Source organism: Pedobacter chitinilyticus (assembly GCF_003313385.1).
GTDB classification, from domain to species: domain Bacteria; phylum Bacteroidota; class Bacteroidia; order Sphingobacteriales; family Sphingobacteriaceae; genus Pedobacter; species Pedobacter chitinilyticus.
This window is the reverse complement of sequence record NZ_QMHN01000001.1, coordinates 1,629,898-1,644,156: the sequence shown is the minus strand read 5'-3', so window position 1 is coordinate 1,644,156 and position 14,259 is coordinate 1,629,898. Positions and strand designations below refer to the sequence as shown.

At 38.3% G+C, this 14,259-nt stretch carries 11 protein-coding genes; 9 read left to right on the top strand and 2 right to left on the bottom strand.

The annotated features are described in order from the left end of the window. Positions 1-4 precede the first annotated feature (4 nt). From DUT70_RS06845 to DUT70_RS06835, 3 genes are all read left to right on the top strand, one after another. Entirely contained in the window at positions 5-2,200 is a 2,196-nt protein-coding gene (locus tag DUT70_RS06845; RefSeq protein ID WP_113646499.1) for a PepSY domain-containing protein, read from the top strand. A gap of 185 nt (positions 2,201-2,385) precedes the next feature. Continuing rightward, positions 2,386-3,387 carry an FAD:protein FMN transferase gene (locus DUT70_RS06840; protein WP_205529746.1) on the top strand — a complete coding sequence of 334 codons (1,002 nt, stop codon included), beginning with the start codon at positions 2,386-2,388 and terminating at the stop codon, positions 3,385-3,387. Between the two features lie 348 nt (positions 3,388-3,735). After that, positions 3,736-4,215 (top strand): hypothetical protein, encoded by a 480-nt coding sequence (locus tag DUT70_RS06835; protein WP_128353323.1) that lies wholly within the window; start codon positions 3,736-3,738, stop codon positions 4,213-4,215. On the opposite strand, the gene DUT70_RS06830 is transcribed toward DUT70_RS06835, so the two are convergent. Both DUT70_RS06830 and DUT70_RS06825 read right to left on the bottom strand, forming a co-directional pair. Next, positions 4,212-4,418 carry a hypothetical protein gene (locus tag DUT70_RS06830; protein ID WP_113646497.1) on the bottom strand — a complete coding sequence of 69 codons (207 nt, stop codon included), beginning with the start codon at positions 4,416-4,418 and terminating at the stop codon, positions 4,212-4,214. The genes DUT70_RS06835 and DUT70_RS06830 overlap by 4 nt on opposite strands. A 347-nt stretch (positions 4,419-4,765) precedes the next feature. Then, positions 4,766-5,386 (bottom strand): LysE family translocator, encoded by a 621-nt coding sequence (locus DUT70_RS06825; protein WP_113646496.1) that lies wholly within the window; start codon positions 5,384-5,386, stop codon positions 4,766-4,768. A gap of 219 nt (positions 5,387-5,605) precedes the next feature. On the opposite strand from DUT70_RS06825, the gene DUT70_RS06820 reads away from it, so the two are divergent. The 6 genes from DUT70_RS06820 (at position 5,606) to DUT70_RS06795 (ending at position 14,162) form a co-directional block, all read left to right on the top strand. Then, a complete protein-coding gene (locus tag DUT70_RS06820; protein ID WP_113646495.1) occupies positions 5,606-7,036 on the top strand; it encodes a sugar MFS transporter in 1,431 nt (476 codons plus the stop codon). A 151-nt stretch (positions 7,037-7,187) separates the two neighbouring features. After that, complete coding sequence (locus DUT70_RS06815; RefSeq protein ID WP_240432045.1) at positions 7,188-8,471, top strand: sugar MFS transporter; 1,284 nt, start codon at positions 7,188-7,190, stop codon at positions 8,469-8,471. An 85-nt stretch (positions 8,472-8,556) separates the two neighbouring features. Then, positions 8,557-9,012, top strand: coding sequence for a deoxycytidylate deaminase (locus tag DUT70_RS06810; protein ID WP_199132011.1), 456 nt, complete (start codon positions 8,557-8,559; stop codon positions 9,010-9,012). Between the two features lie 17 nt (positions 9,013-9,029). Next, positions 9,030-11,096 carry a tetratricopeptide repeat-containing sensor histidine kinase gene (locus DUT70_RS06805; protein WP_128353322.1) on the top strand — a complete coding sequence of 689 codons (2,067 nt, stop codon included), beginning with the start codon at positions 9,030-9,032 and terminating at the stop codon, positions 11,094-11,096. Between the two features lie 362 nt (positions 11,097-11,458). Beyond that, the gene (gene guaA / locus DUT70_RS06800) at positions 11,459-12,985 is read left to right on the top strand and encodes a glutamine-hydrolyzing GMP synthase (RefSeq protein WP_113646492.1); all 1,527 of its coding nucleotides are present in this window, start codon (positions 11,459-11,461) and stop codon (positions 12,983-12,985) included. A 64-nt stretch (positions 12,986-13,049) separates the two neighbouring features. Next, positions 13,050-14,162 (top strand): ABC transporter substrate-binding protein, encoded by a 1,113-nt coding sequence (locus tag DUT70_RS06795; RefSeq protein WP_240432044.1) that lies wholly within the window; start codon positions 13,050-13,052, stop codon positions 14,160-14,162. Positions 14,163-14,259 lie beyond the last annotated feature (97 nt).

Here is a 14,259-nt window from a genome sequence, read left to right as displayed (position 1 = left end):
AAAAATGACCCTATCCATTTGGCGCTACGCCCATTTGGCATTGGCATTAATTTCATCGCTTTTTCTAGTTATGGCATCGGTTACCGGTGCCATACTTGCTATAGATGCGATCCAAGAAAAAATGCCTTCCTACCGTGCTGCTAATTTCAACGAAATTACCGTGGCGCAAACCGTTCCCGTATTAAAGAAAAACTTCTCCGAAATTAGCGAGCTTGATATAGATCATAATGGTTTTGTCCGCTTAAAAGGATTTGATGAAGAAGGAAACGAAGTAGATGCCTATGTAGATCCAGCCACGGGTAAAATTTTGGGAAAGCCCATCGACAAAAGTGCTTTTGTGGAATGGACTACCGCACTACACCGCTCCATGTTTTTAAAGGAAACTGGGAGGCTCATTGTAGGCATTGTTTCTTTCTTGCTATTGCTAATTGCCATTTCAGGGATGGCCTTAATCATTCAAAGACAGCGCAGTTTAGCCAAGTTTTTTACCAAAGTAGTCAAAGAATATTTTGCACAATATTACCATATCATTACAGGTAGGTTGATTTTGATCCCAGTTTTGGTCATAGCTTTAACAGGAACCTATTTATGTATGGCAAGGTTTCAGCTTTTTCCAGAACACAAAGCCGAACATAAAGAAATTGTAGCCCCAACCCAAGACCCTATTCAACAAAAGATCGAGGAATTTGAGCTATTTAAAAATACCAAACTAGCAGACGTTAAAAAGATAGAATTCCCCTTCGCAGAAGACCCTGAGGAATACTACAACTTAAAACTAAGCGACACAGAACTCATTGTTGACCAGTTTAGTGGGAACGTGCTAAGCGAAGTGAAGTATCCGACCACTTTGGTATTGGAAAACTTAAGCCTCGACCTGCATACGGGACGTACCAACATCATTTGGGCGGTTATTTTAGGAATAGCTTGTCTCAATATCCTGTTCTTCATCTATTCAGGCTTTGCCATCACCTTAAAACGTAGGGCAACCAAAATCAAGAACAAACATAAAACCAACGACGCAGAGTTTATTTTGCTAGTGGGAACAGAAAACGGAAGTACTTTACGTTTCGCCAATGCCATCCACGAGCAGTTGATAGCCCAAGGAAAAGTTTCCTACTTGGCACAATTAAACCAGTACCAGGTTTTTCCAAAAGCAAAGCACTTGTTGGTATTTACCTCTACCTATGGTTTGGGCGATCCACCTTCAAATGCCAATAAAGTTTGGCAACTGATCGATAAATTTCCTCAGAAAGAGGAAGTTAATTTCTCTGTAATAGGATTTGGTTCACATTCCTATCCCGATTTCTGCGAGTTCGCTAAACAGATAGATCAAAAACTAGCCGAACAAGCTTGGGCTAAACAACTAATAAAACTGCATACCATTGATGATAAATCAGCCATTCAGTTTGTACAATGGGTAAAAACATGGAGCGAAAAGGTAGCCGTTGAGCTGGCTACTACACCAGCATTGTATGCAAAGAAACCCAAAGGCCTACATAAAATGATGGTCTTGGACCGCACAGAAGTTTCTGAAGCAGAGCAAACGTTTACCCTTACCATTAGAACCCCAACACGAACTAAATTTACTTCGGGCGATTTATTGGCCATCTATCCAGCAGATGACAATAGGGAGCGATTATACTCGGTAGCCAAGTGCCAAGGAAATGTGCAACTGGTAGTGAAACTCCATCCATCAGGTCTAGGCTCCAGTTATTTGAACGATTTGAAAGTAGGGGATACCTTCAGGGCCCGTATGGTGACAAACGAATCTTTCCATCAGCCGAAAAACAAACCCTTGGCCATGATTGCCAATGGAACGGGCATTGCACCTTTTCTGGGAATGATCACTCAAAGTAATAAAAATGCGGACAATCATTTATATGTAGGTTTCCGTAAAGAAACAGACATCATTAAGCAGCACAAAGCATTTTTGGATCAGCAAATACAAAACCATAAGCTAAAAACCTATCAATTTGCCTTTTCAAGAGAACAAAACCACTGCTATGTGATGGATTTAATTCGGAATGATGCTTCCTATTTAGCACTTTTATTAAACAATGGCGGTGTAGTAATGATTTGTGGTTCCCTACAAATGCAGCAAGATGTCGAAAAAGTAATCGATGAAATTTGCATGAAAATAAATGGAAATGATTTAGCGTATTATAAAAAGAATGGACAGTTACTCACCGATTGTTATTAAGCATATGCACTACTGCCGTCATTTCGAGCGGAGAGCAACGAAGCCGAGAACCGCAAGCTAAACGAAGTTAAATCTTTGGACTATGCATAGTTTTAAATGATTGTTTCATCATTCGTTTATTTTATTAGTTTTAATTTGAATATGTCGACATTACATCACTTCAATAAATGGTTCCACAATTTCGCATGACCAAACAATCCCCCTTACTTTTCACCTTTCTCTTCCTCTTCACTCTCTACACCCACGCACAAGTATTAAAAGAACGTGCTGTAACCCTCATGGGCAGCCGTTTCGATATCAGCATCGTTGCTGCCGACCCAAAAACTGCCGATCAACACATCGATGAAGTCATTGCAGAAATGACCCGTATTGAAGACCTTATTTCCGATTGGAAAGCAAGTTCTCAAATCTCCGAAGTAAACCGTAACGCTGGCATCAAAGCCGTAAAGGTAGACCGTGAAGTATTTGATTTGACCAAACGTTCACTATATTTTTCTGCCATCACACAGGGTGCTTTCGACGTTAGTTATGCCGCCATGGATAAAATCTGGTACTTCGATGGTTCAATGAAAGCAATGCCCAGCGAAGCCGACATCAAAAAATCCGTCGCTAAAGTAGGCTATCGAAATATCATATTGGACAGTGCTGCCTGCACCATTTTTTTGAAATTAGAAGGAATGAAAATTGGTTTCGGTGCTACGGGAAAAGGTTATGCAGCGGATAAAGGACGCGAACTGATGGAAGCCAAAGGCGTAAAAGCAGGAATCGTAAACGCCTCTGGTGACATGACCACCTGGGGAACCAAGCCCAACGGTAAACCTTGGAATGTTGGGATCACCAATCCCTTTGATGAGGAGAAGTCTATTGCCATTATTCCGTTAAAAAGAGATGCCGTAACCACCTCTGGTAGCTATGAAAAGTTTGTGGAGTTTAATGGCAAACGTTATACCCACATCATCAATCCGGTGACGGGCTATCCCGCTACAGGCTTAATCAGCGTAACCGTCATAGGACCAAGTGCCGAAATGGCCAATGGTTTTAGCACCTCCATCATGGTCTTGGGAAAAGAAAAAGGCTTGGCCTTAATCCGTCAATTTCCAACCTACAGCTGTGTAATGGTCACCGACGAAGGAGAGGTAATTAAATCCGAAAACTTCAAAGGAAAATTAAGAAAGAAACTGAAATAGCATGAGTTCTGATTAAAGAACGGTTTTTGAACTAACTCTAGCCCAAGCAATATTTTTCCGTTCACCTGAAAATTGGCCTTGGCTGATGCGGATAGCAGTATTTTGCCTCACTTATGACTTTAATAGCATCAGGCGCAGCCGTGGCTTTTTTTGCATACTTTTTTCAGCTACAGGAAAAAAGTTTGTCCGCGAAGCGACAGAACTAAAAATAGGAGCAAGAAATGTATGGTTTTGCATAAATATCGAATTTCTTTTTGTTTTAAATCTTTCCTTATCCCAAACTCATGTTCAGATAGTTAATCAACATTTATTTCTATCTTCGTTTTTAGCTTTGAATCCTCCTAAATCATGAAAAAGATCTATTTACTCCTAACGCTATTGGCGATATTCTCAAGTGCTTTTGCCCAAAATATCTTCCCTAAAAAATACACCGATTGCAATACCGCACGTTTCTGTCTTGATTGTGGCGATACCAAAGTAACAGCAGATAGCGCAGCATTTGCATCCATGTTTAAGGAAGTAAATTCAAAAGCCTACGTCAATAACCTGCAAGGCAATATCATGGTACAAGTATTGGTTGATTCCTTGGGACAAAGCTGTGTATTAAGCCACACCGAAACCAAAGGTCACATTGTAACCGATAAAATTGTAATGGCTTTGAACGATTTTAGGGGTTGGAAACCAGCAGTAACCAAAGGTAAGAAAGAAGAACTTGTCTCTATCAACGTATTGGTGACCATCAAAGAAGGAGAAATTACAGGTAGAATAGAAAGGATCACAGAAGAGTTTATGAACAAACTGTTTGGAGATAGAAATAAAAAGAATTAAAGCTGATGCTCATCAATTAACTCGCCAATTTGAGCAGCATAATCATCATTTAATACTTCCGAAGTCCATCTAGTACCACCATCTACGGAAATACAATGCACTTCGCCCAGCTTTTCGTTACCATCAAAAACATCATAAGTTTCGTTCAGTCGAGGTTGTATGGTCAGTGTCTGTCCAACTAAATTAATTTCAAAAGGTTCCATAATGATACTTGTTTCAAGTTTAACAATGAGACAAGAAAGTTGTTTGGTTAAGTACTTGCTTTCATTTGCGCGTCATTCCCGTATAAGCGGGAATCGTGATGTATTAGCAATTTGCACTAGAATTTGACCCTCTCTGCCTTCGGCATCTATTGATAAGCATGTTATTGTATTTTGGTATCAATGAGCTCGCTGCGTTTCGGTTCTCCCTTTGAGGGAGAGAATAGCGCTTAGCAGAAGCAATAACAATCCCCTTAGTAACACAGCATAATCTAGCACTATCAATTCCCTCTACTTTTAAAGGAGAGGGCTAGGGAGAGGTTGATATCAATATAATAGGAAGGTAGCAGCTAATAAAACTGCAAATAGGTTTTTACAATCAGCCAAATGGCGAAGCCAATAATGATCACACCCGCTACCTTATTCAGTTTCTTTAAGGTATTTTCCTTAATCCGATAACGAAGCTTGCTGGCATAATAGGTCTTAAGTCCATCTACAGAGAGTTGAACCATCATGGCAATTAAAAAGCAGAGTATTTTCTCAGGCAGACTATTTAGTTTTACAGAGATGATGCCACTTACAATTACCCAAAACATCAAGGTAGAAGGAGTGAGGATGCACATTAAAAAACCTTTTAAAATATATCCCCGCTTACTTACTTTAATGTTGTCACCTTCGGTATAATTGATTTTTACATTAGATAAGAGGTAGTAAATGCCTATGCCGACAATAAAAATGCCGCCAATAATGCCCACATACTTATCAAATTCTTGTTGATATTTGAAAAATTGAGAACCAAAAAGGACTATGCTAATTAAGATGAGGTCGCTAACAATAACACCCGAAGCCAAAGAAAAGCCTGCTTTAAAGCCCCTTTCGATACTGGTTTTAATCATGGCAAAGAATACAGGTCCCGTTACAAAAGATGAAATCAGACCCGCCCCAATACCCAAAATGATTGCCTCAAACATTTATTGTTTCTGTAATTTCTGCTAATATGCAATTTTCATAGCTAAAAGCTCAATTTTTGTGAAGTTTTTACATTTTTAAAAACACATTTTTTAATGCTGAACGTATAGGGTATTTATCCCTTTTAAACAACTTCAAAGAAAGTGTACTAAGTACACTAATTTGAAAAAAAATAACTATGTTTAGCGCAAATTTTTTCAAACCTTAAATTTTAACCAAATATGGAACAGAATGTAAAAACCAATTGGGCGCAGTTTATCCCCTTAGTAACTGTGTTTTTCTTTTGGGGCTTCGTAGCGGCGAGTAACGACATACTCATCCCCGTTTTTAAAGAAGCATTTAAATTATCACAATTTGAGAGCCAGTTAGTGTCATTTGCCTTTTACATTGCATACACCGTAGGATCTCTGATCTATATCGGTATTTCGGCAGTAATGAAGACGGATTTGATCAATAAAATAGGCTATAAAAATAGTTTGGCCCTAGGTTTAAGTATTTCTGCCGTAGGAACATTATTGTTTTATCCAGCAGCAAATACAGGTTCTTTTCCATTAATGCTTTCTGGTTTGTTTATCGTGGCCTTAGGTTTTTCATTACAACAAACCGTGGCTAATCCTTTGGCAATTGCTTTAGGCCCTGTTAATACTGGTTCGCAACGTTTAACATTGGCGGGCGGTATCAATAACTTAGGTACAACTATTGGCCCTCTAATTGTTAACATCGCTATTTTCGGCTCTGCCGTTCATGCTACAAATACTTTAGATATCCAAAGTGTAAAGATTCCTTATTTAGTGTTGGGAGCAGCATTTCTAGTTGTAGCGATTTTTCTTAAATTTTCTCCACTACCCGATAAACCTGCCATTGCAGAAGCAGAAGTAGAAACTGCGGGAAGTAAAAGCTCTGCCCTTAAATATCCTCAATTGGTGTTGGGTATGATTGCTATTTTTGTTTACGTGGGTGTAGAAGTATCTACCGCAAGTAACTTACCTGAGTATATGATTAAACACTTAGGTTTCACTACAGGGCAAGTGGCGCCATATATTTCGCTGTATTGGGCCAGTATGATGATTGGTAGATGGACTGGTGCGGTTGAAGCTTTTACTGATAACTTGCAGATGAGAAAAATTTTAAGGTTTGTGGCGCCTTATTTAGCGTTTGGTGTGTTCTTAGCGGTAAATGCATTTTTTAACCACGATTTAGCTCCTTTCTACGTATATGGATTAATTATTTTAGTATTAATTGTTGCAGATATCTTGAGCAAAGGCAATCCAGCTAGAATGCTGTTGATTTTCTCTTTAATAGGTGTATTGGCACTATTAACAGGTATGTTTACTAGCGGTATGGTAAGTGTTTATGCATTTACTAGTGTAGGTTTGTTCTGTAGTACATTATGGCCATGTATCTTTACTTTAGCGGTAAGCGGTTTAGGAAAAAACACCAGTCAGGGAAGTAGCTATTTGATCATGATGATTATGGGGGGGGCAATCATTAGCCCGTTACAAGGTTTGGTTGCCGAAATGGTAGGTATCCAATACAGTTATGTAATTGGTATTTTATGTTTTGCTTACTTGATATTTTATGCTTTAAGAGCAAGCGCCATCCTAAAAGCACAAGGCATCAATTTCGACCAGAAAGTTTCTGGCGGCCACTAAGCTTAAAAGATATTTTGTAATGAAGAGTCCCGTACATACGGGACTTTTTTTGTGCCCTACACAAACGTTTGCGAGCATTTTAATAATTAAAATTATTTAAAATGCTGGCGCTTTTGCTTAAGTTAGACGAAATTTAAACCAAACTGAAACAATGAATTCTACTCCAAACCAAAACAAGACGGCATTTGGCCCAATGGTAATCTGCTGTGCTTTGTTTTTTATTCTGGGTTTTGTAACCTGGGCTAATGGCTCATTAATTCCATTTGCGAAAAAGGCATTTGATCTAGAAACCGATTTGCAAGCCTATTTAGTAACTTTTGCCTCATATATCGCTTACTTTTTTCTAGCCATCCCAAGTTCTTGGATTCTTAAGAAAATAGGCTTCCATAATGGTTTGGTGACTAGCTTGGTGATTTTAGGCTTAGGTTCTTTACTGTTCATTCCTGCTGCCGAAAAAAGTAGCTATATTTTATTTTTAACCGCAATTTTTGTACAAGGTTCAGGAATGGCTCTATTGCAAACAGCGGTTAACCCTTATTTAAGTATTATTGGACCAATTGATAGTGCCGCACAACGTATATCTATAGCAGGTTTCTGTAATAAAACAGCAGGTATTGTTGCTCCTATTATATTAAGTACTTTATTGCTAAAAGGTGCTAACGCTGCTGAAGCAAGGTTGGCTCAAGCTGGTTCAGAAACAGAAAAGCAAAACATCTTAAACGAATTATTGCAACAACTTCATGCGCCATATATTGCTTTGGCGGCAGTTTTAGGCCTATTTGCGATAGTACTTAAGTTTGTAAAACTACCAGAGGTTAATATGGAAAAAGAAGAGAGTGTTGACGGTGTTACACATTCCAAAAAATCAATATTTGATTATCCTCATTTATTTTTAGGAGCGCTTGCAATCTTTTTTTGTGTAGCCGTAGAAGTAATGGCGGGCGATATTATTGGTACCTATGCTAGAGAATTGGGTACGGTTCCTGCTGTTTTTAGAGATAACGCAACTGCTTTTACCTTAGGTTTTATGTTAGTGGGATATCTTATTGGTATTATCACTATTCCAAAATTTATTAGTCAACAAGCAGCACTTAGAATATGTACCTCTGTAGGTATATTATTTACAATCCTTTCTGTTTTTACTACGGGTGTAATCTCATTTTGGTTTGTAGCTTTATTAGGTCTTGCCAATTCACTAATGTGGCCTGCAATTTTTCCATTAGGCATTAAAGGCCTAGGAAGGTTTACTAAAACGGGTTCGGCCATTATGATCATGGGCATTGCAGGTGGAGCAATTTGGCCATTGGTATATGGTTTTATGAAAGACAAATTACATATAGATTTTCAGCATGCATTTTTATATGCAATGGTTCCAGGCTATTTGTATATCATTTACTTTGCTTCAAAAGGACATAAAGCTGGAACGGCTAAATAACAGATGATCATTTTATATTAGCTTTAAAATGCTAATTTTGAAACCTCTCTAATTTCTTGGAGAGGTTTTCACTTTTTATAGAATCATGGTAAAATCATTTAACGAGATATATATGAACTTGGCGTCAGACCTAGCTGGGCGTTCACATTGTGTGAGAGCTCATGTAGGTGCCGTCCTTACCAAAGACACTCGTATCATCTCTATCGGTTACAATGGTCCGCCTCCAGGCACACATAATTGCGATGAAGAATGGCCCGAAACAGGTTGTGCCAGAGATAGCAAAGGGAGCTGCTCATTGGCACTGCATGCCGAAGAAAATGCAATTCTTTATGCCGTTAAAAATGGCTCTAAAATTGAAGGTGCTACCTTATACACCACTTTATCCCCATGTATTGCCTGCGCCCGATTAATTCTTTCTTCTGGAATAAGAGAGGTGTTTTACAGAGATTCATATGCCGCTTATAAAGGCTTGGCTAGCGATGAAGGCGTAGATTTTCTGAATAGATTTGGCGTTAAAACCACACTTTTGAATGGTAATTAATTTTACTATTTTCGAATGTGCAAATCATATCATGTAAAAAATTACCTCACGGTAAGCTCTTGTGGTTGCCTATTTTTCTAATTGCGCTCGCTTCATGTAAAGATACAGGGAATAAAGGACGCAGTCAGTTGATAGACTCCGTAGCCAATAAAACTTCATGGGGCTATAATGATGAGAAGGTAAAAACAAACGCATTAAGAACACTGAGAGAAGCACTTGATGGCAATGAAAAATTGTCTGCCAAATCTACGTTCGATATTTACAATGCCTTTTACTTTTATTATTTCTTCGGTAGGAAATATGAAAAAGCCTTGCCATATACCGATAGCATGCTCAATGTAATTGAGGCCACCAAAGACAAAAAGAAATACATTAAGGAGCTTGCAGCAACCTATTATTGCAAAGGCGATGTATTATTTAAGCTCGGAGCTTATGACGAAGCTTACAAAAACTACTTTTTAGCAAAAAAGCTTCAGCCCATAATTACTGATCGTTGTGCTAATAGCAATTACAGCTATCGCATTGCGATGATTTTGTATAAGCAATCGAAGTATAAAGATGCCATACACTACTTTAGGGAAACTTTGGTTGAAGTGCGTACCTGTAAGCAAAACTTTCAGGAAGTGTATAAACAACAAGAGCTCTTCAATAACATTGCACTTTGCTATTCCAGACTAAATAAGGCAGATAGTGCATTGGTTTTCTATCAAAAAGCAATGGCCTTTGTAGAGAAAAACGATACCATACCAGAGCAAAACTGGTATTACAAATCGGCAAGAGGCGTAATTTACGGGAATATGGGCGGCGTGCTGTTATCGCAAAGAAAATTCAACGAGGCCGAAAAACTGCTTAAACAAAGTATTGCCATCAACGATCAACCACGATATGATACCGTAGATGCCGTAACAGCAAAGATAAAACTGATTAAGGTGTATTTGGAAACCAGTAAAAAAGACTCTGCCTTTAAATACCTTAAAATCCTAGAAAAAGATAGCAAAAGACTTAAAATCCTCGATTACGTCCAGTCTTATCACTTCTTGAATGCCAAGTATTTGAAGAGCATAGGACAAAACCAGCAAGCATTTGAGCACTTGTATCGATATACAACCCTAACCGATTCTCTGCACAAAGAGTTGGATAAAATTAAGTCTACCAATATCGACGAGCGCTTTAGGAATTTGAACAACGAAAATGAAATCAATAACTTAAAAAGAGAAGCCGAAATACAACAGCGGTATCTGTACATTACAATGCTTTTTATTTGTATGGCAGTTTCTATTGTGGTGTTGATTTATAGCTACTGGCGAAAGTCTAAACGGAATGTGAAGCAACTCACTATCCTGAATAACGAAATTTCGCGGCAAAAAGATAAACTACAAGAAGCTTTTACCAAATTAGGCTTAAGTGATAAAGAAAAGGACACCATTTTGCGGGCCGTAGCACATGATCTTCGAAATCCAGTGGTGGGTATTTCAAGTCTCACTAAATTAATGATTTTAGAAGATGAAGACCATGTCAATATCGATAAGCTAAAACTGATAGATGGTGCATGTAGCAATGCCCTGCACCTAATTGATGACATTATTGAGGCCGCTGAAAACAAAGAAGGCTTAGACATTACCCTGAAAAAGAAAAAGCAAAACCTGATGGAAATTGTAAAAAATGCCATCACCTTATTAAAGTACAGGGCCGATGAAAAAAAACAGACCATCAACTTAGAAGCTGATATTCAAAATCTGGAAATCAATATTTATGGACAAAAGATAGGAAGAGTAGTAGGCAATTTAATCAGCAATGCCATCAAGTTTAGCGAAACAGGCAAAGAAATTAAAATTACCGTAGTAAAAAATAAAAAAGAGGTACTAGTGAGTGTAAGTGATAAAGGTATAGGAATCCCAGATCAAATTGGTAAAGATGTGTTTCAGTTGTTCACGCCATCCAAACGTTTTGGTACAAAAGGCGAAAAATCCTATGGTTTGGGGCTTTCTATCTGCAAACAGATCATTACCGCACACGAGGGAGAAATATGGTACGAGAATAATCCGACAGGGGGTACTACGTTCAGTTTTACTTTACCATTGTAATTGATGATATGAATATCTAAGACCTATCCAAACCTAAAGTGTTCTTAGGTATCTAAGGTGGTTCAAAAAATTAAATATCTAAAAAATAAACACCTAAGACACCTTATTTCATCTAAGTCCTATCCAAAATCTAAAATGTTCTTAGGTGTCTAAGGTGGTTCAAAAAAAATAAAATAACCATCTAAGAAATCCTAGTACATCTAAGACCCATCCAAAATTAAAATCTCTTAAATATCTAAGGTGTTTCAAAAAATAAACCACTAACAAATTAAGATAATTCCAAACTTAACGTTCCTTCATCCCTTAATGTTTAAAAATCTAAAATCGTACCTCTAAAATCGTAAATTTCCTTACCTTTGCGCATGCTAGAAAAAATCATTATCCTCGATTTTGGTTCGCAATTTACACAGCTGATTGCACGTCGTGTTCGCGAATTAAATGTGTACTGCGAAATTCATCCATTTAACCACATTCCAGAACTAGATTCTGCCGTAAAAGGAGTTATTCTTTCGGGTAGTCCATTCTCGGTACGTCAAGAAGATGCACCTTTTGTAGATTTGAACCTCTTTAAAGGCTATCCATTATTGGCAGTTTGTTATGGAGCGCAGTTTATCGCACAACAAGGTGGAGGAAATGTAGAGGCATCGGCCACTAGAGAGTACGGTAGAGCTAACTTGAGCTTCGTGAATAATGAAAACCCTTTGTTTAAAGGCATTTTGGTTGACTCGCAGGTATGGATGAGCCACGGCGACTCCATTACTCAAGTACCTGAGCATTTCGAAATCATTGCCAGTACCCCAGAAGTAAAAGTAGCAGGCTATCAAGTAAAAGGCGAAGAAACCTACGCTATTCAATTCCATCCAGAAGTAACCCACAGTATCGACGGTAAAACATTATTGAACAATTTCTTGGTTGGTATTTGCGGTTGTGTTCAAGATTGGACTTCAGATGCTTTTGCCGAAACCACCATTGTTGATTTGAAAGCCCAGTTGGGAGATGATAAAGTCGTTTTAGCACTTTCGGGTGGTGTAGACAGTAGTGTAGCTGCGGTATTGTTGCACAAAGCCATTGGTAAAAACCTTCACTGCATATTTGTAGATAACGGCTTGTTGCGTAAAAATGAATACGAAAGTGTATTAGAGCAATACAAAGACTTCGGTTTAAATATTAAAGGTGTTGATGCCAAGGACAGATTTTTAAGTGAGCTAGCAGGCGTTGAAGATCCAGAAAAGAAACGTAAAATTATTGGTCGTGTATTTATCGAAGTATTTGATGATGAAGCACACCAAATACAAGATGTAAAATGGTTAGCACAAGGTACGATTTACCCTGATGTAATCGAGTCAGTTTCTGTAAAGGGACCGTCGGCAACCATTAAGTCGCATCACAACGTAGGTGGTTTGCCAGACTTTATGAAACTTAAAGTAGTAGAGCCGTTAAAAACTCTATTTAAAGATGAAGTGCGCAGAGTAGGAAACACTTTGGGCTTAGAATCGTTTATCTTAGGCAGACATCCTTTCCCAGGTCCAGGTTTGGGAATCCGTATCATAGGAGAGGTAACTGCAGAGAAAATTGCGATATTACAAGAAGCTGATCACATCTATATCCAAAACTTAAAAGATGCTGGTTTGTACGACCAAATTTGGCAAGCTGGAGCTATCTTCTTACCCGTACGTTCAGTAGGGGTAATGGGCGATGAGCGTACTTACGAAAATGTGATTGCTTTAAGAGCTGTAGAATCCTTAGATGGAATGACCGCTGATTGGTGCCATTTGCCTTATCCAGTGCTCGCTAAAATATCCAATGAAATTATTAATAAAGTAAAAGGAATTAACCGAGTTGTATATGATATCAGTTCGAAACCGCCAGCAACTATTGAGTGGGAATAAGCTTTTAAGCTTATTAGTTTTCATCGTAGTATTTGCTGCGTGTTCGCCAAAAATAACTAAGCCGGTGGCAACAGCCCCGGCTAAACCTGTTGAAAAAAAGCCTGTTGCAAAGTTTACACAAGGCAACATCAGTGTTTTCATCCCCTTTCAACTTAACCAGTTTAATTTAAAAACCGTTACCAAGGCACAAATAGGCAAAGCTGATATGGCACTTGATTTTTATCAGGGTTTAATGTTGGGTATTGACTCTGCCGCTAACGAGGGATTAAATTTTAAGGTAAACATTTTCGATAGCAGGGATAATAACAGTCAATTGGCGGCCTTAAGTAAAAGAGAAGCCGTAAAGACTAGCAATTTAATTATTGGTCCTATTTTTCCTGATGGGGTTAAATACATGGCGCCGTTTTCCGAAGCTAACAAAATGCCTATGGTATCGCCTTTGGCAGCTTCAAAACCTGCAGAGTTTAACAATCCCTACCTCATTTCAATCGTTAATAACATTGACCAACACGGAGCTAAGGTAGCTGATTACATTGCCAAGAAATACGAGGCCGACCAAAGCATTGTCGTATTGATCAATACCAAAAAATCTTCTGACGAGCAATTTGCTGCACCTATTAAAAAGCAATTTGCAAAACAGTACCCGAATTTCATCGTGCAAGAGTTTACTTCAACATATGTATTCGAAACCAAGATGGTAAAAGGAAAGAAATATGCCGTGATCCTTTGCTCAGATGATACACGGTTTGTGAGTCCAAGTTTAACCAAGCTTTATCGATTAAAAAATGTAGCTGGGTATCCTATACAATTGTTCGGACATCCAAACTGGGCAAAACAAACATACAATATCGATCAATTGCAAAATCTGCAAACGGTATTAAGTAGCTCGTACCATATCGATTACAAAAGCAAACCTGTGGTAGATTTTATTAGGGCCTATAGAGCTAAATATGAATTTGAACCTACAGAATATGCCTTTAAAGGATTTGATACAGGCTATTATTTCGGAAAGCTAATGGCCAAACATGGTTTAAACTATCTCGATTTTTTAGTGAAAGAGGACTATAAGGGCTTACACAACGATTTTGATTTTGGCTATGATGCCGAATATGGTTTTTATAACCAACATTTAATGATGCTACAGTATAAGAATTTATCGTTAAATCAAGTAGATTAGGCAAGGGAGCCTTAGCGCTTCCTTTTTCGTCATTGCGAGGAGGAACGAAGAAGCGATCTGTCACTTATCAGTAACTTGGATGAGAGTCAAAGAACAA